Below are 17649 nucleotides of genomic sequence, written 5' to 3'. Positions count from 1 at the left end.
ATGCTTGAAGCGCTGGTGATGACGTACGGCTATGCAATGATCGCCGCGGGCACCTTCCTGGAAGGGGAGACGGTCCTTGTGATCGGCGGCTACCTTGCCCACGCAGGCTACCTGGAACTTCCTTGGGTGATCGCTTCGGCGTTTGCCGGCAGTTTTGTCGGGGACCAGCTCTACTTTTTCATCGGGCGCAGCCGGGGGACGGCACTGCTGGAGAAACGCCCGCGCTGGAAGGAAAAGTCCGAACGGATACGCGCGCTGCTGCATCGCCGACAGAACGCGCTGATCGTCGGCTTCCGTTTCCTCTACGGCTTACGGACGGTCACCCCCTTTCTGCTCGGAGCAAGCGGGATCGCCCCGGGGAAGTTTATGCTGCTCAATGCCGCCGGTGCGGTGCTCTGGGCCGTTGCTGTTGCGCTGGCGGGTTACCTGCTGGGGCACACCATGACGCTCTTTTTCGCCGAGGCGCACCGTTATGCCCTTTACGGTGCCCTTGGGATCGCCCTCGCCGCGATGGCGGTCTGGGGATGGCGCAGCGTCAGACGACAGCGTTGACGCGGTTCCGTCCCGCCGCTTTTGCCGCGTATAGCGCGGCGTCGGCCCGCCGGATAACGGCTTCATAGTCGGGGTCGCCGGGTTCTGTTTCGGCGATCCCGAAACTGGCGGTCACGACGTCTCCGCCGGCGGAGCTTTCATGGCGAATTTTCAGCGCTTCGATATGACGGCGCAGCTCCTCCGCAAAATGCGCGGCGTTGGCAAGAGGGGTATTGGGAAGCATGATGATGAACTCTTCGCCCCCGTATCTGGCGATGCAGTCGCCGGGGCGTTTGAGGGCCTCTTGCATTGTATGGGCCACGCTCAGTAGGCACTGGTCCCCCTCGATATGGCCGTAGGTGTCGTTGTAGGCTTTGAACGAGTCGATATCCGCCATGATCAGCGCGACAGGATGCTGTTCGCGCAGTGAGCGTTGGTACTCCTCTTTCAGACGCTTCATGAAGTGGCGGCGGTTGGCGATGCCGGTGAGCGGATCGATCATACTCTGTTCTTTGACGGTCTGGTAGGCGCGTCGCAGGCGCCAGCCGACCAGCAGGATAATCCCTAACCCGCTTAGGGCGATGAGAAGATGGCCTCCGCCCAGCGGAAGCTGCGGGGCGGTAATATGGGGGATGGTGACGCTGACAGCACCGCGGATATCACCGACCTTGTAGCCTTGGGAGGCGTGACATTTCAGGCAGCTTTTCTCCGTATAGAGCGGTGCCATGTAACGGTACCCGCCGTCGAAAAAGGCGCCGTACTCCTTTGCACCGTGGTAAAAGGATTCAAGTACCGTGCGCTCCCAGGCTTTCGGTGCATTCTCGGGACGGATCGGACGTAGGCTGGTGATATGGATCTGCAGGCCGTCGTACTTTTCCGCCAGTTCGGAGAGCTGGCGGGTCATATAGGCTGGGTTGACGAGGGTCAGCAGCTGCCCATCCGGCAGAGGGATGTCCCGCCGCACATTCTTGAGGTGGGGGTTAGGCGGTGTTGATTCGTCGGCGAATACGTAGACCCCGCCGTGGCGTGCATTCCACTCGCGGGTCAGTACAATCTGCTGGAAGAAGGCCCGCCCGCTTTTGAGCATGGCGTCCTCCTCAAGGTTTTTGTTATGGTAAAACTCCCATGTCCATGAGAAAAGGACAACTAATATCCAGCCGCCTGCGAGTAAGGCGATTTTACCTTTCATTATTGCACTCCCTGATTGATCGATATTATTAAGTGTATATTTATCTATTATAACACGGAGGGAATTAAGGTGAAATGGGCGTAAAAGTTAATCGGAAAGAGCGGAAATTATGGGCTCCAGCAGTGCTTCGTAGGGCAGCAGGGTTTGTGAGGCAAACTGGTTGCGGTTAAAGGTTTGTTGCCGTTTGGCAAGCTGCGCCGTGTGGGTAATGATCTGTTGTGTCATCTCCTCTTTGGAGACTTTCCCGTCAAGGAACGCCAGCACTTCGATGATGCCGATCGCCTTCATGGGGTTGGGTACACGCCCGTACTGCTGCTCGAGACGGGCGACTTCATCGATGAGCCCGGAGGCGATCATCTTGTGGGTGCGCAGGGTGATACGCTCGCGCAGCAGGTCGCGGGGGACGTCGATTGCGAAGAGGGGGACATCGGTCAGGATCGGTTCGGGGGGGTGGGCCGCAAACCATGCCGAGGGGGCAGTGCCCGTCTGCAGGTAGATCGTCAGCATCTTTTCGGTGCGGTAGCGGTCGTTGGCGTCGATCCCGGCCATATAAGCGGGGTCGACGCTCTGAAGAAGGGCGTACGCCTTCGCCTGGTCCTGCAGCATTGCCGCGACCTTTTGCCGCGTTATTTCATCGGTGACGGGGGTTTCGGAGATCCCTTCGAAAAGCACCTTGAGATAAAAGGAGGTGCCGCCGACGATGATCAGCGGCACACCGGCGGCTTCGCAGTCGCGGCGGGATTGCCGGTAGAGGTCGACGAAGGTCGTGACGTCGAAGGGCCGGTCCGGCGTCAGGACGTCGATGCCGTAGTGGATGATCTCCCCGCGCTCTTCAATGGTGGGCTTGGCGGAGGCGATGTCGATCCCTTTGTAGATGCTGAGGGAATCAAGGGAGAGGATACGTGCACCCGTGACGGCGGCGGCTTGCAGGGCGAGGTCGCTCTTGCCCGAGGCCGTGGGTCCGATGAGGGCGATCGTTTTCATGACGACAGTATACGCTACAATCGCTGTTAAAGTTGTGTGCAACGGGTACAAGGAGAAGCAGGATGAAACTGGCGGGCTATGCGGTTGCGATCGTGACGCTGTTGGCGTTATGGGGGTGCGAAGCGATGGTGTTCCAGCCCGATTCGCGGCTCTACACGACGCCCTCGGATCTCAACCTCAGTTACCGGGAAGCGCACTTCGATTCGAAAGACGGTACGCGGCTGTCGGGCTGGTGGCTCGAACCGCCATCCGCACGGCTGGGAACGGTGATCATTGTGCACGGAAACGCGCAGAACATCTCGGCGCACTTTACCGGGTTTGACTGGCTGGTACGGGCGGGGTACGAGGTATTTATCTTCGATTACCGGGGGTACGGCACCTCGGAGGGCACCCCGGGGCTGGAGGGGGCGGTGGAGGACACCGAAGCCGCCCTGGGATACGTGCTGGCCCGGCGCGGGGGAAAGGTGACCGTCATCGGGCAGTCGCTGGGGGGTGCGCTGCTGTTTAATGCCCTGGCGCGGCGGGGGACGGAGCGGATTGCGCTGGCCGTCTTCGACAGTACCTTCGCTTCGCTGCCCCAGGCGGGCAGGGAGGCACTTGACCGCTCCGTCGTGGGGTGGCCGGTGCAGTGGAGCGCGACGCTGGCCCTGACGGACCGCTTTGATCCCATCGGGATCGCCCCGTCGCTGGCGGTGCCGAAGCTCTACCTTGCCGGCTCCAAAGACGGCATCATCTCCCCCAACCACAGCTGGCAGCTCTTTGATGCGTCGGCGCGGCCGCGCGCCTTCTGGCTCGTGACGGATGCCGGGCATATCAACGCCTTCGCCCATCCCCGGGTCCGGCAGCGCTTTTTGTCGTTTCTGCGCAGGCCTCTCTTTGACCAGGATGCCTCGGCTATGCTGATTTTTGATACAATTAAACAAAAAAGTGAGTAGCCGGGTGAAACGCATCGTCGCCAAACTGCATGATTTCAATGAGCTGGTGATGTTCCAGCACTCCATCTTCTCTCTTCCGTTCATCTTTATCGCGATGATCGTCGCCGCCGGGGGATGGTTCGGATTTTCGCTGCTGCTGCTGGGGATCCTTGCGGCGATATCGGCGCGCAACTTCGCCATGGGGGTCAACCGCTATGCCGACCGCGATATCGACGCGCTGAATCCGAGGACCCAGGAGCGCCCCAATGCCGACGGCCGTCTTGACAGCACGACGATCCTGCTTTTTTCCGTTGTCAACGCCCTCGTCTTTATCATTGTCGCCTACCTGATCAACGACCTGGCCTTTATGCTGGCGATTCCCGTCCTGGCGGTACTGGGAAGCTATTCGTATTTCAAGCGTTTCAGCGAGCTGGCCCATGTCGTGCTGGGCATTTCCCTGGGACTTGCGCCCCTGGCCGGGGTGGTTGCGGTGAGCGAAAGTGTGCCGCAGTGGTCGGTGCTGCTCTCCCTTGGCGTCCTTTTCTGGGTCGCCGGCTTTGATCTGCTCTATTCGCTGCAGGATATCGAATTCGACAAGCTTCACGGGTTGCACTCCGTGCCTTCCGTCTACGGCCCGAAAGCGACCCTCTTCATCTCGACCCTCTTTCACCTCAATACGGTGCTGTTCTGGTGGATGTTCGTCTGGGCGGCGGAGCTGGGCTTTTTTGCCTGGATGGCTGTGGCAGCAAGTACGCTGATGCTGGGGTATGAACACTACCTTGTCCGCAAGGACTTTACGAAGATCGATCGCGCCTTCTTTACCGTCAACGGCTACCTCGGGATCGTTTTCCTGGTGCTGATCATTCTGGACCAGTGGATGCGCTAGGCCGTTGAGGCTGAAACTGCTAGGGGTAATCGCTGTCAGTCCGGTGAGAATATAGCTGATGTCCGTATGGATGCGGTTGAACGTTTTGTTAAAGCGGGGTAGGGTGGAAAATTGCGTCTAGAAAAGAGGTGTCCCGCAGGGATGCGGAACGGGGCCGGAATTACTTCAGGCCAGCGATGTAAGCTGCAACAGCTTTGATGTCTGCTTCAGAGTACGGAGCAACCTGACCTTTCATCAGTGCACCCATACCGTGGATGTTGCGTGTACCGGCTTTGTAACCGTTGAGCGCTTCTTCAGTCGTAGCAGCATCCCAGCCTTTGATGACTTGAGATTTGCCGAGGGCTTTTTTCTCGCCGTTTGCACCGTGGCATGCAGCACATTTTTTGTACAGAGCAGCACCGTCAGCCGCCATAAGAGATACGCTAGCAACAAGCAGAGTCAGAGCGATTTTTTTCATTTTTAGGTCTCCAAGTGAAAATTTCGGGGTTCATTATACAGATTTGACTCTTAAACATTGTTAATCATTCCTATTAGTTTCGCTTAACGAGATGTTCACTTCTGTTGAATAAACAGGCTCTTAGAGGGTTGTTACGTTCAAAATGGTAAAATCCCCATTATTTTTAACATGGGGAAAACGATGCGCTATATTGATGACGACCTGAAAGACAAGACGATTTTGATCACGGGAGGCGCGGGCTTTATCGGCGCGAACCTGGCTTTCTATTTTCAGGAGAATCACCCCGATGCCCATGTCGTCGTCCTCGACAGCTTCCGCAGCGGTGAGACGCTCAGCAACGGCAACCTTAAAAGCTTCGGTCACTTCAAGAACCTGATCGGCTTCCGCGGCGAGGTGATCAGCGGCGACATCAACGACAAGGCGCTGCTGGCCAAGCTGGAGGGAGATTACGATTTCGACTACATCTTCCACGAAGCGGCGATCTCCGACACGACGGCGCTGGAGCAGGACCTAATGATCCGCACCAACCTTAACGCCTATAAAGACCTCCTTGACATGGCGGTGCGCCAGGGGGCCAATATGATCTACGCCTCTTCAGGCGCGACCTACGGTGACGCCCCTTCGCCGCAGCGCGTCGGGGTCGAGGCGCCGCAGAACGTCTACGGCTTCTCCAAGCTGATGATGGACCATCTCAGCCGCGATTACATGAAACGCGAGAAGATCGGCATCGTCGGCCTGCGCTATTTCAATGTCTACGGCCCGCGGGAGTTCTTCAAGAACAAGACCGCCTCGATGGTCGTACAGTTCGGCCACCAGCTCCTCTCGGGCAAAAACCCGCGCCTCTTCGAAGGCTCGGACAAGATCGTGCGCGACTTCATCTACATCGAGGATATCATCCAGGCGAACGTCCTGGCGATGCACCCCAAAGAGAACGGCATCTACAACGTCGGGACCGGGAAGGCGCGCTCCTTCCAGTCCATCGTCGACACGCTCCAAAAAGAGCTGGGGACAGCGCTGCCGTGCGAGTACATCCCGAACCCCTTTGTCGGACGCTACCAGTTCCACACCGAGGCGGACATCGGCAGCACGATGCGGGGGCTGGGTTACAAGCCGCGCTATGAGCTCGAAGACGGGATCAAAGCCTACATTCCCGAGATCAAGCGCCTCTTTGAAGAAGAGGTCAAATGATCCAGTTGCTGCGTAACAGCCGTCCCAATATCCTCGTCGTCGGCGATCTGATGATCGACCACTACCTCTGGGGCCGGGCGGAACGCATCTCCCCCGAGGCGCCGGTGCAGGTCGTCGACGTCGCTAACGAGACGACGGTACTGGGCGGGGCGGGCAACGTCATCAACAACCTGATCGCCCTGGGCGCCTCCGTCAGCGTCGCTTCGGCTATCGGGGACGACGCCAACGGCAAGGAGCTGACGCTGATGCTCAAAAGCATCGGGGTGAAGACGGAGGGACTGGTGACGCAGCCGGGCCGCAAGACGAGCAAAAAGAGCCGCGTCATCGCCGCGAACCAGCAGATCCTGCGCTACGACAAAGAGTCCAAGGACGCCATTACGGAGGGCTCCGAGGCGAAGATCCTCGCCGCAGTCGAGAAGGACCTTTTCCTCTACGACATCATTATTCTCTCCGATTACGGCAAAGGGGTGCTCACCCCGACCTTGGCACAGGGGGTCATCACCCGCGCACGCGCGGGGGGCAAGAAGGTGCTCGTCGATCCGAAAGGGCGCGACTACACGAAGTATCGCGGCGCGCACCTGCTCACCCCCAACAAAAAAGAGGCGATCGAGGCGACCGGCATCGAGATCAAAGACGACGAAAGTCTCAAGGCGGCGCTGCTGTGGCTGAAAAGCGAGTGCGGCCTCGACCGTTCCATGATCACTCTCTCCGAAGACGGGATCGCGATCTTCGACGAAAAGCTCAAGCGTTTCCCGACCGTAGCCCAGGAGGTTTACGACGTGACGGGGGCGGGCGATACGGTGATCGCCTCCATCGCGTTTGCGCTGAGCTCGGGGCTCAGCATCGACGACGCGGCCCGTTTCGCGAACCTCGCTGCCGGGGTCGTCGTCGGCAAGATCGGTTCGGCGACGGTAACCCTGGATGAGATCGAAGAGTACGAGGCGATGCTGCACCAGAGCAGTTCCGATGCGCACATCAAGAGCTTCGAGGAGATCGACCGGATCGTCAACCGCTGCCGGGCCGGTGGCAAACGCATCGTCTTTACCAATGGCTGTTTCGACATTCTGCACGTCGGCCACGTCAAGTACCTTCAGGTCGCCAAGAGCTTCGGCGACATCCTGATCGTCGGGCTCAATGCCGACGCCTCCGTCCGTGCGCTCAAGGGCCCCTCACGCCCGGTCAATAGCGAAGACGACCGCGCCTATATCCTCGCCGCCCTCGAGTCGGTGGACTATGTCGTCAAATTCGGCGACGACACGCCTTACGAGCTGATCAAGATGCTCCGCCCCGACGTCCTCGTCAAGGGGGGGGACTATGAGGGTAAAGCCGTCGTCGGAACCGAATTTGCAGGCGAGCTGAAACTCGTCGATTTCGTTGAAGGCAAAAGTACGACGAAGACCATAGCAAGAATCCAGGAGGGAACAACATGCTGAAAACTTTGGTAACCACGCTGGCGCTCGGCTGCTCGCTGTTCGCGATGCACGAAGCGGAACTGAACCTGAACAACTACGATCTCAATGCGAAGCTCGACTTTGACATGGGACAGTTCAACGATGCCGTCGATCCGGAGACGGTCTTTCTCGGGGCCCGTTACCTCCGCGGCTCCTATCATCACAGCGACGAACTCCGCGACAAGGACCACGATCTCTTCGATGCGCACTTTGCCGTAGCGCAGCGTCTCTCGGGCACCGATGCCCTGACCCTCGGGCTCGGGGTGAAATTCGTCTATACCTCGATCGAAGGGTACGATTTTGACGCCCTGCCGATCGGTGTTTTTGCGCGTTACGAGCTGCCGCTGAACCTGCCGGTTCCCTTTATCGTGGGCGGGGCGCTCTATTACGCACCGGAGGTGCTGGCGTGGCAGGATGCGAAGAACTACCTCGAATACGACCTCTCCCTCGATATCCGGATCATCGACCGCGCCGCGGTGACGGCGGGCTACCGGAAAATCGATACGGATTTCGATCTCCCCGGCGGGGACTTCACCTTCAACGAGGCGTGGTACGTCGGCGTCAAGTTCCGCTTTTAAACACTTTCTTTCTCGGCGGGGCTGGACGATCAGACGCTCCGCCGCCTCAATGACTTCATACGCTTCAATCGATTTCATACATTCATGGTGTCACCATTGATGAACACGCTCATGGAACAAAGTCCCATAAGCTACGCTGGCCGCTGTGGCACTGAAGCTAGCCTTTGACAAGGCAGAATCAGACAATAAGTTTTTCTGCTGCCTCAATGACTTCATACGCTTCAATCGATTTCATACATTCATGGTGTTTAAGGGGACATTCGCGTTTCATGCAGGGGGCGCACTCCATGTCGTGGCGGACGATGGCGCTTTTGGGGTTGCCCCACTGGCAGGTCTCTTTGTGGCGCGTCGGGCCGAAGATCGCGACGGTGGGGACGCGGTAGGCGGCCGCGACGTGCATCGGACCGCTGTCGTTGGTGACAAAGAGCGAAAGTCCCCCGACAGCGGCGCAGAGTTCGGTGATGGTCGTTTTTCCGGCAAGGTTGCGGTAGTTCCCCACCCCCCGTGCCTGCAGATCCTTTTCAATCGCCTCCGCCATGGCCGTTTCGCCGGGACCGCCGAAGATGACGATGTCGTAGCGGTCGGCGAAGTGGGCGGCGACGGCGGCGAACTTTTCGGGGTACCACCGCTTGGCCGAACCGTAGGTCGCCCCCGGGTTGATGCCGAGCGTCGGCCGTTCAAAGGTGTGGGGCGGGATGAAGAGGCGCAGCGGCCCCGGCACGGTTTCGGTGCCGCAGAGGCGGTCGGCCAGCCGCTGGTACTGCGCCGTCAGATGCTCCTCGCGCGAAAGGGCGACGGCGTCGCTGAGCAGCAGCCGCGCATGCCAGCTCGCACGGGCGACGCTTCTGGGGGTCCCCGTCCAGCGCAGCAGTAGCGAGGCGTGCAGCTGGTTGCGGAAGCTGACGGCGGCGTCATGGCGGCCGATCGTTTTGGCGAAGCGGTAGGTGTTGGCAAGGCGGTTCCCGCCCTTCTTTGTCTCGTCAACGTAGGCATTGACACACATCGGGTGGTGTTTGAGCGCTTCGATAGCGACATAGGAGCCGACCAGGGTCAGCCGCGCCTGGGGGTAGCATTCGCAGAGTGACTCGATGGCGGCCGTGGCCATGAGCGCGTCGCCGAGCCAGTTGGGCAGGATGATCAGCAGTTTCACGCTTCGTCCTTTTCAATCAGATAGACCGGGGCGCCGGCGACCGTGAGGGCATCCGTCGTAAAGGGGTTGCCGTCACGGCCGATAAAGTGGCGGGGCTCGGCAAAGTGCTGGGTATACTCGGTCCCGTTCGTCCAGAAGATGCGCAGCAGGCCTTCGGGGCGCTGCAGCACCATTTCGAACCGTTCGCGGCGCTGCTGAAGGGCGATGTGCCGCGCCTCTTTCAACAGGGAAGTCATGGTTTTGAAGGCGTGAAATGCCGGGCGTTCCCGCCAGCCTTCCCGCGTATCGACGAGACCGTAGCCCGGGGCGGCGAGCTGGTGCCAGTAGACGGTCGCGACCTGCTGCGTGGCCAGGGCGAGCAGGTAGTAGCGCACCATGTACGAAGCGTAGGTCTCCTCGTCGACGCACTCCTTTTCGCTGGTCGGTGCATAAGGGGCCGTCCCCGTCAGCGGCCAGTTCGCCTCCGTGAGGTAAAGGGGACGCTTTGCACGGGGGGAGAGCATCACCAGGGAGGAGAGAAAGTTGATCTTGCAGGGGAGGTCGCACCCGGCCTGGGTGTTTTCCGGCGCCCCGCGGCGGTCGACGTAGAGCAGGGCATTGACGGCATCGAAGCGAACACCGCGGAGGTTGAAAAGGGCGTGGGCGGCGAAGTGGTATTCAAAATCAATGACGCCCGGGCCGATAAGTTGCAGCTCCGGGAAAGCATCGTCACGGAGATGCTGCGCCGTTTTGAAAAAATCCAGGTATTCGTTGACACTGGCAAACCCCCATTTGGCACGGTTGAGGGTGGTCCCGATCTGAAAGCGGTTCCCGAAGGGGGAAAGGGCGGTAAAGGTCTGTTCGAGCGTCTCTTTTCGCAGTGCGGCGTCCTCAATGTGTTCGCGGTCCTGCATCAGGACGAAAAAGAGCTGTTTCCCCTCAAGCTGCCTGACGAAAGAGACGATACTGTCCAGTTCGCTGCGCTCCCAGAGTTTGACCCGGATCAACAGCTCCTCGACACCGAGCGAAGCGACCGCTTTCAACGTGGCGTCCGGCGCGCGCAAAGGGTCGACGACCAGCCCGGCAAAGCGGGGGGCGTCAATAGGGTGGCGGCGCAGGAAGGGCATGGCCAGGAGGGCCAGCGGCAGCCATAGCAGGCCCGAGAGCGCCGTTTTGACGAGGGAGGCACGTTGCGCTTTGCGCAGCCTGTGTTTGAGGGCGCGGTCTTTGAGCTGATAAGGCTGATCGGAGTGGAAATCCCATGCGTACGGCGGTTTCATGGGACGTATTATAGCGAAGCGGGTGTCAGCGTCTGCCCGCCAGAGAGGCGTACGCCGGCCGGGTTGCGCGGTAGGTATGGAAACGGCCTGTTTCCCCGGCAAACAGCAGTCGCTGGGAGACGTCGGTAAAGGCGGCGGCGCGCAGGGTATAGTCTTCGGAATTGCGCTCGCACGCTGCGGGTTTTGCCCTGTATCGGGAGACGTCATAGCAGGTGACTTCTCCCGTGTCAGCAAGGTACTCGACGGCTTGCATCCCCTCGACCCACCCCAAGATGCCGTTGCGGTAATAATCGGCGACGAAATGGTGATCGCTGACAAGCGATTTTCCGCTGAAATCCGGCATCAGTTTTTTGTAATCCCCGAAGACGATGTCGACGACGGTCGGGGCGATGTCACGCTGCGACACATAATGGTCGAGGTAGTGCGGTGCAATGCTGGCACCGTAGAAGGCAAGGGGGATCATAAAGTTCTCAAAGGTGCCGTCGACGCCTCCGCCGCAGTGGTCGGCGAAAAAGACAAAGAGCGTGTTCGGGTAGCGTACCTGCACCGCCGCGACGAACTCTCCCAGGGCCGCGTCCGCAAAATGCAGCGCATTCAGGCGGTTGTTCTGTTTTTCATCATCGGCGAAACGGGTTTTCCCGACCCCCTCCGGGAGCTTGTCGTCATGGGTCGTGGCACCGTTGATACCGAGCACGAAAGGCGAAGAACTCTCCCCGAGTTTCTGCAGGGTAAAGGCGTAGAGGTCCTGGTCGTAGACGCCCCAGAAGTTGCTTCCGAATCGGCGTTCGGTCACGTCCTCTTTGCCGTAGCTTTCTCGAAAACCCAGTTTTTGTGCCAGCGCGCCCGTGCCGCTGGTCTCCTTGGCTGTCCCTTGGAAGAAGATACTGCGGTATCCGCGGGCATTGAAGAGGTCGATGACCGAACGGTAGCGGAAGTTCTGCAGCTGGGTTTTCGCGACACTCCTGGCAAGGGGGTTCTGATAGGAGACGAGGGTGGTGAACATCCCTTCCGTCGTCCGGTGACCGCCGGCAATCGCGGCTTTCGGACGGAGCGAACGGGGAAGGATACTGTCGAAAAAGGGTGTCGTCTGGAGCGCATGCCCGTAGGGCTGCATATTGACGCCGCTCCACCCTTCTAGGAAGAAGAAGATGACGTTCGGCGCGGCGTCCATGCCGTTCGCGGTGCTGCCGTCGTTATAGATTTCGGCAAACCCCCGTTTGACTTCCCGCGGCGAAAGCTTGGCGACGCGTCGGGGCAGGAGACGCCCTTCCGTGTCGACGAGGGAGAAGAGGGCGCTGTAGCTCCCGTTAAGTGCCAGCTGCGCCAGGCGGGCGTCTCCGATCTGGCTTGATTGCCAGGGGGTCAGGGGGATGTGCGCGAACATCCCGCGGATGAAGAAGACGGAAAGGCCCAACAGCAGCAGGGTTTTCGGAAGGTAGTAGCGGTCGAGGGGAACCGGGTGCAGCCGGGCGCGGCCAAAACGGTAGAAGCCCCATACCATCAGCGGCACGGCGGTCAGTGCGGTGAGGGTGAAGAGGGTGTTCTGCCCGAGCGCCGTCATAAAAAGCCCGCCGGCATCGTTGAAAACATCGGTGATCTCGTAGGCGATATGGTGGGAGGCATCTTCGAAGTAGAGAATGTCGGAGAGTTGCAGCATGACGAGCGAACCGAGAAGCAGCGCGGCACCGATGTGCAGAAGCCGGGCATTAAACTGCCCCAGCGTCGCAAACAGCGTGACGATGGCGGCGGCGGCGAAATCGAAACGGTACCCCCATACAAGGGCGTGCAGCAGGGATGCAAAGGGGTAGCCGCCGAAACGATCGGCGTAGAAGGCGAGAAAAAGCAGTTTGGTCGCCGCCAGCAGCAGATAGGCGAGTGCAAACAGCGTAAAGTAGTTGCGCAAAAAAATCATGGACTACCCTCTCCCCGGTTACCGGCATCGGGGGAGTACGGGGGACGTTCTCCCCGGAATGCGCTGTTTTGTTGTCAGAATGTAACCCTATTGTATCCTATTTCTAATACCCCATTGGGTACAATCACCTCCAAGAAAACCGCGAGGAGCGAAGAGATGAAAATATCCGTCATCGGCACGGGCTATGTCGGCCTGGTCAGCGGGACCTGTTTTGCGCAGATGGGCAACAGCGTCACCTGTGTGGACATCGATGAGGGAAAGATCGCGAAACTGCGCCAGGGGATCATCCCGATCTATGAACCGGGTCTGGAGACGATGGTCCTGGAGAACCACGAGAAGGGCACCCTGGCATTCACGACCGATATCCAGGAGGCGATCGCTTCGACGGATGTCGCCTTTATCGCCGTCGGTACCCCGATGGGCGAAGATGGCAGCGCGGACCTTCAGTACGTGCTGGCCGTCGCCAAAAGCATCGGCGAGCATATGCAGCATTACATGGTCGTCGTCGACAAATCGACGGTTCCCGTCGGTACGGCCGACAAGGTCAAAGCCGCGATCCAGACAGAACTGGACAAGCGCGGCGTCGACCTGGCGTTTGACGTCGTCTCCAACCCGGAGTTCCTCAAAGAGGGCGCGGCCATCGAGGACTTCATGCACCCAGACCGCGTCGTCATCGGTGCCGAGAGCGAGACGGCGATGCAGGTCATGCACGACCTCTACGCCCCCTTCATGAAAAAGAGCGACCGTTTTATCGGGATGGATATCAAAAGCGCCGAGATGACCAAATACGCCGCGAACGCGATGCTCGCGACGAAGATCAGCTTTATGAACGAGATGGCCAATATCTGCGAACGCGTCGGCGCGGACGTCAACAAAGTGCGCCACGGCATCGGCAGCGACGGCCGCATCGGCTACAGCTTCATCTACCCGGGCTGCGGCTACGGCGGCAGCTGCTTTCCCAAGGATGTGCAGGCCCTCGCCAAAACCGCCAAGGATTTCGGCTATACCCCGCGGATCCTCGACGCCGTCGAAGCGGTGAACTACGATCAGAAGATGGTCATGGCGGACAAGGTGATCAAACGTTTCGGCGAGGAGCTCTCGGGCCTTACCTTCGCCGTCTGGGGGCTGGCGTTCAAACCGGAAACGGACGATATGCGCGAAGCCTCCTCCATCACGATCATCAACGCCCTCACGGCACGCGGCGCGAAGATCAAGGCCTACGACCCGAAAGCCCGCCACGAGGCGGAGAGCTACTATCTCAAGGGCAACGAGAGCGTCGAATACGTCGACAGCAAATACGACGCTCTCACCGGCGCCGACGCGCTCATCCTCGTCACCGAGTGGCAGGAGTTCCGCAGCCCCGACTTCGACGAGATCGACAAACGCCTCAACAGCCCCATCTTCTTCGACGGCCGCAACCAGTTCGACAAGGAACGTATGGCGCGTCTCGGATTCGAATACTTCCAGATTGGGGTCTGAGGTTGAGAGGCATTATCTTGGCCGGGGGCAGCGGGACACGGCTCTATCCGATTACGAAGGGTGTTTCCAAACAGCTGCTGCCGGTCTACGATAAGCCGATGATCTATTATCCTCTTTCAGTATTGATGCTCGCCGGGATCCGCGAGGTACTGATTATCTCCACCCCAAAGGACCTGCCGCGGTTTCAGGAGTTGCTTGGTGACGGCAGCGATATCGGGATGCGTTTCGAATACGTTGTCCAGCCCGAACCGGAAGGTTTGGCGCAGGCCTTTGTCCTCGGAGAGGATTTTATCGGGGATGACAGTGTCTGTTTGGTGCTGGGGGACAATATCTTCTTTGGACAGGATTTTACGACCATTTTGCGAAAAGCCGCCGCACGCGAAAAGGGTGCCACGGTATTCGGCTATAAGGTCAAGGACCCGAAGCGTTTCGGCGTTGTAGCATTTGATGAGAGCAGACGTGCCATCTCGATCGAGGAGAAACCGGAAAAGCCTAAGTCCAATTTCGCCGTGACGGGCCTCTATTTCTACGACAACGATGTCGTGGAGATTGCCAAGGGTATCACACCGTCGGAACGGGGTGAACTGGAAATTACCGACGTGAACCGGATGTACCTTGAGCGTGGAGCGCTGCAGGTGGAACTGATGGGGCGCGGGTATGCCTGGCTTGATACGGGTACCCACGACAGCCTGCTGGATGCGGGGCAGTTCGTACAGACCATCGAACACCGGCAGGGATACAAGATCGCCTGTATCGAGGAGATCGCCTACGCCAACGGTTGGATCGATGCCGAGCAAGTCAGAAAACTGGCCGAACCGCTTAAAAAGACGGAGTACGGTCAGTATCTTATCGAACTGGTGGAGGAGAGATGACAGCGATTCTCGTCACCGGCTGTGCCGGCTTCATCGGCAGCAACTTTGTTCCTTATTTCCTGGAGAAGTGCCCGGAGTATCACCTTGTCAACCTCGACCTGCTGACCTACGCTGGGAACCTCGAGAACCTCAAAGAGGTGGAGGGGCACGAGCGCTACACCTTCGTCGAAGGCAACATCTGCGACCGTGCTCTCGTCGAGCAGCTCTTCGAGGACTTGGATATCCGGGGCGTCATCCACTTTGCGGCCGAGAGTCACGTCGACAACTCTATTGCTAACCCCGGGGTCTTTATCGAGACGAATGTGAACGGTACCTTTACCCTGATCGACGTCGCATATAAACGGTGGATGCACAAACCCTTCGTTTACAAGGAGGGGTTTGAAGGGTGCCGCTTCCACCACATCTCCACTGACGAAGTGTACGGCACCCTGGGAGAAACGGGGTTCTTTACCGAAGAGACGCCCTATGCTCCAAACTCCCCCTACAGTGCGTCAAAAGCTGGCAGCGACATGGTCGTACGCAGCTACCACCACACGTACGGTATGGACACCGTCATCACGAATTGCTCGAACAACTACGGCCCGAAGCAGCATGACGAGAAGCTGATTCCGACGATCATCCGTAAAGCTCTTGCGGGAGAGTCTATCCCCATCTATGGTGACGGCAAGAACATCCGTGACTGGCTTTATGTACTCGACCATTGTAAAGGGATCGACCTGGCCTACCATAAAGGGTGTAGCGGAGAGGTCTACAATATCGGTGGCAGCAACGAGCGTACCAACAACTACATTGCGGATAAGGTGTGCAAGATTCTTGATGGGTTTAAACCAAAATCAGATGGAAGTTACAAGGAACAGATCCGTTACGTCGAGGATCGGGCGGGGCACGACCGCCGATACGCCATTGATGCGACGAAGATCGAAACGGAGCTCGGATGGAGAGCAGACGAAAATTTTGAGAGCGGGATCGTCAAGACGGTGGAGTGGTATCTTAAACGCAATAACGTGCCCGTTTAAAAGTAGCGGGTACGCTCCTTGTCGCTGAGTGGTGCTATTCGCTTCTAATATCGCATTGAGTACAATCTTTTTACAATGCAATGCTCTTTATGACTGCACAGGCAATAGCGTCGCATTGCCGAAAAAAGCCTTCTACCAAGAGGACCGCTGTGCAGAGAAGACTATTTAATATTCAAGAAGGAGAAAGCTTGAAGACAGCTTTTTTTGTTTCTACGGGACGGACCGGGACCGATTTCTTTACCGATTTTTTCAACAATGTCGTTGAGAACTCCTGGAGCCTGCACGAACCGAAACCCGCATTCAGAAAGCGGGGGCACCAGCTGATGTCGCGCCCCCACACAATGTGGGAGAAATACTACTTTGCGCTGCCGCGGCGCTGGTGGCACATGAAGCATTCCGAAGAGTGGTACGTGGAAACGAACTACCACCTTTTCGCCGCTATTCCGCTGATCCGAGACGCCTTCCCCGATGCCCTCGTGTTCCACATCGTCCGCGACGGCAGGGATGTTGTGACCTCATGGCTCAACCGCGGCCGCTATATCACGAACGACCACATGACCCCCTTCCATATTCCCGGCGACCCGGCGCAGGCGTTGTGGGAGAACTGGAACGCGCTGCAGAAACTGGCCTGGTACTGGAAAACAGTCAACACCCGCGCCATCGAGACCCAGCCGGACATGATTATCAAGTTCGAGGAGCTCTTTAAGACGAACAAAGAGCTCATCTTCGACATCCTGGCGAAGTTTGACGGCCTGGTGTATGACGAAGCGAAGGTCCGTGCTTCCCTGGAGAAGAAAGTCAACCGCAACCGGATCGAGTTCTTCCCCAAGTATGACGAATGGCCGCGCCATTGGAAAGAGCAGTTCTGGGAGATCGCCGGGGAAAAGATGGAAGAGCTCGGCTACGCTTTCAAGCCGTAAAGCTGTAGCCTTCGAAGAAGGGATACTTTTCGATCTCCCCTGCCACCCGTGCTTTGAGCGCGTCGTCCCACGTATAGTCGTTACGGGTTTTATGCGGTTTCGTATAGACGATCGCCGCGCAGGCATCGAGATACTCCTCGGTCGTCTCAAGGCCGAGAAAATCGCATACTCTTTTCAGCTCCTCTTTCGGGTGCTCCATGAAGTTTTCGATTTTGATATGGATCACATCGTCCGCATCCACCTGTTTAAAGACCGAATTCGCCGTCTCCACGAGGGAGAAGTAGTGTTCGAGTTCTCCTGTTAACGCTTCCGGCGTCACTTTGCTTTTGTCCGAACCGACGGCCCGGTAGGCCATGGTGCTGATATTGTCGTAGGGGTTCCGGATAACGTGAATGAATTTGATCGGGAGGTCGATGGTCTTTTTCAGTTTCTTCAGCAGTTCCGGGTTCCGGCTGAAACGCCTGGAGCTGTTCCCCCCGCGTTTGTCGCCGATCACCTTCAGGTCGGTGTATTTGCCCTGGTACTGGCCTTCGACGGCATAGGAATAGCCCGTCCACTCGCGGCCGGCCTCGGTGAACGCCTTGGCGTTGCGCAGCAGAAGGTGAAAGATGGCCTCTTTCGAAAACCCGTACTTGATATACTTGAGCACATCCTGCTCGTGGGCGATAGTGGTTTGGGGATGGGCGTCGATCAACGAGCCGATCAGGCTGTGGCTGCTGCGCGGATAGCCGACGAACATACAGTAGGTTTCGACATGGTCAAAAAGGTGCGGCTCGGCTTTCAGCGCCCGTTTCGTATAAAAGTAGTCTTTAAGCAGGTCGAGCTTTGCTTTGACGTTTCCGAACATAGAGTATTTCCTTGTT

General features: G+C 58.3%; 17 protein-coding genes. 10 read left to right on the top strand and 7 right to left on the bottom strand.

Translation table 11 applies throughout. The features are described 5' to 3' along the window. Positions 1-552 (top strand): DedA family protein, encoded by a 552-nt coding sequence (locus tag LOH54_RS11305; RefSeq protein ID WP_231019184.1) that lies wholly within the window; start codon positions 1-3, stop codon positions 550-552. Here the strand turns inward: LOH54_RS11305 and LOH54_RS11300 are convergent. Both LOH54_RS11300 and miaA read right to left on the bottom strand, forming a co-directional pair. After that, positions 536-1720 (bottom strand): diguanylate cyclase, encoded by a 1185-nt coding sequence (locus LOH54_RS11300; protein WP_231019182.1) that lies wholly within the window; start codon positions 1718-1720, stop codon positions 536-538. The two genes, LOH54_RS11305 and LOH54_RS11300, sit on opposite strands and share 17 nt — an antisense overlap. A gap of 87 nt (positions 1721-1807) precedes the next feature. Further along, positions 1808-2704 (bottom strand): tRNA (adenosine(37)-N6)-dimethylallyltransferase MiaA, encoded by an 897-nt coding sequence (gene miaA, locus LOH54_RS11295; protein ID WP_231019181.1) that lies wholly within the window; start codon positions 2702-2704, stop codon positions 1808-1810. A gap of 62 nt (positions 2705-2766) precedes the next feature. On the opposite strand from miaA, the gene LOH54_RS11290 reads away from it, so the two are divergent. After that, entirely contained in the window at positions 2767-3639 is an 873-nt protein-coding gene (locus LOH54_RS11290) for an alpha/beta hydrolase (RefSeq protein ID WP_231019180.1), read from the top strand. Positions 3640-3643: 4 nt separating this feature from the next. Then, positions 3644-4504, top strand: a complete 861-nt coding sequence (gene mqnP, locus LOH54_RS11285) for a menaquinone biosynthesis prenyltransferase MqnP (RefSeq protein WP_231019179.1) — start codon at positions 3644-3646, stop codon at positions 4502-4504. Between the two features lie 160 nt (positions 4505-4664). Here mqnP and LOH54_RS11280 read toward each other — a convergent pair whose 3' ends face one another. Continuing rightward, positions 4665-4961, bottom strand: coding sequence for a c-type cytochrome (locus tag LOH54_RS11280; RefSeq protein ID WP_231019178.1), 297 nt, complete (start codon positions 4959-4961; stop codon positions 4665-4667). Positions 4962-5141: 180 nt separating this feature from the next. Here LOH54_RS11280 and rfaD point away from each other — a divergent pair, with 180 nt between their 5' ends. Genes rfaD through LOH54_RS11265 form a run of 3 tightly spaced genes read left to right on the top strand, consistent with a single transcriptional unit; the run spans position 5142 to position 8178 of the window. After that, positions 5142-6149: an ADP-glyceromanno-heptose 6-epimerase gene (gene rfaD / locus LOH54_RS11275; RefSeq protein WP_231019177.1), complete on the top strand. Its 1008-nt coding sequence runs from the start codon at positions 5142-5144 to the stop codon at positions 6147-6149. Further along, positions 6146-7582 (top strand): D-glycero-beta-D-manno-heptose-7-phosphate kinase, encoded by a 1437-nt coding sequence (rfaE1, locus tag LOH54_RS11270; protein ID WP_231019176.1) that lies wholly within the window; start codon positions 6146-6148, stop codon positions 7580-7582. The genes rfaD and rfaE1 overlap by 4 nt, the downstream gene beginning before the upstream one ends. Next, the gene (locus LOH54_RS11265) at positions 7576-8178 is read left to right on the top strand and encodes a YfaZ family outer membrane protein (protein ID WP_231019175.1); all 603 of its coding nucleotides are present in this window, start codon (positions 7576-7578) and stop codon (positions 8176-8178) included. The genes rfaE1 and LOH54_RS11265 overlap by 7 nt, the downstream gene beginning before the upstream one ends. Positions 8179-8356: 178 nt before the next feature. On the opposite strand, the gene waaF is transcribed toward LOH54_RS11265, so the two are convergent. The 3 genes from waaF to LOH54_RS11250 are packed head-to-tail and all read right to left on the bottom strand — an operon-like array spanning position 8357 to position 12499. Then, the gene (gene waaF / locus LOH54_RS11260) at positions 8357-9328 is read right to left on the bottom strand and encodes a lipopolysaccharide heptosyltransferase II (protein ID WP_231019174.1); all 972 of its coding nucleotides are present in this window, start codon (positions 9326-9328) and stop codon (positions 8357-8359) included. Continuing rightward, a complete protein-coding gene (locus LOH54_RS11255) occupies positions 9325-10587 on the bottom strand; it encodes a glycosyl hydrolase (protein ID WP_231019173.1) in 1263 nt (420 codons plus the stop codon). The genes waaF and LOH54_RS11255 overlap by 4 nt, the downstream gene beginning before the upstream one ends. Positions 10588-10612: 25 nt before the next feature. Continuing rightward, a complete protein-coding gene (locus LOH54_RS11250) occupies positions 10613-12499 on the bottom strand; it encodes an LTA synthase family protein (RefSeq protein ID WP_231019172.1) in 1887 nt (628 codons plus the stop codon). Between the two features lie 156 nt (positions 12500-12655). Between LOH54_RS11250 and LOH54_RS11245 the strand changes: the two genes are divergently transcribed. The 4 genes from LOH54_RS11245 (at position 12656) to LOH54_RS11230 (ending at position 16786) form a co-directional block, all read left to right on the top strand. Continuing rightward, positions 12656-13978, top strand: coding sequence for a UDP-glucose dehydrogenase family protein (locus LOH54_RS11245; protein WP_231019171.1), 1323 nt, complete (start codon positions 12656-12658; stop codon positions 13976-13978). Between the two features lie 2 nt (positions 13979-13980). Continuing rightward, the gene (gene rfbA, locus LOH54_RS11240; RefSeq protein ID WP_231019170.1) at positions 13981-14850 is read left to right on the top strand and encodes a glucose-1-phosphate thymidylyltransferase RfbA; all 870 of its coding nucleotides are present in this window, start codon (positions 13981-13983) and stop codon (positions 14848-14850) included. Then, a complete protein-coding gene (rfbB, locus tag LOH54_RS11235; protein WP_231019168.1) occupies positions 14847-15866 on the top strand; it encodes a dTDP-glucose 4,6-dehydratase in 1020 nt (339 codons plus the stop codon). Before rfbA ends, rfbB begins: the two co-directional genes overlap by 4 nt. A gap of 188 nt (positions 15867-16054) precedes the next feature. Beyond that, positions 16055-16786: a sulfotransferase gene (locus LOH54_RS11230; RefSeq protein WP_231019167.1), complete on the top strand. Its 732-nt coding sequence runs from the start codon at positions 16055-16057 to the stop codon at positions 16784-16786. Here LOH54_RS11230 and LOH54_RS11225 read toward each other — a convergent pair. After that, a complete protein-coding gene (locus LOH54_RS11225) occupies positions 16776-17633 on the bottom strand; it encodes a sulfotransferase family protein (RefSeq protein ID WP_231019166.1) in 858 nt (285 codons plus the stop codon). The genes LOH54_RS11230 and LOH54_RS11225 overlap by 11 nt on opposite strands. Positions 17634-17649: the final 16 nt, after the last annotated feature.

The sequence above is a fragment of the Sulfurimonas sp. HSL-3221 genome (assembly GCF_021044585.1).
Taxonomy (GTDB): Bacteria; Campylobacterota; Campylobacteria; order Campylobacterales; family Sulfurimonadaceae; genus Thiomicrolovo; species Thiomicrolovo sulfuroxydans.
This window is presented reverse-complemented; position numbering and strand designations above follow the sequence as displayed.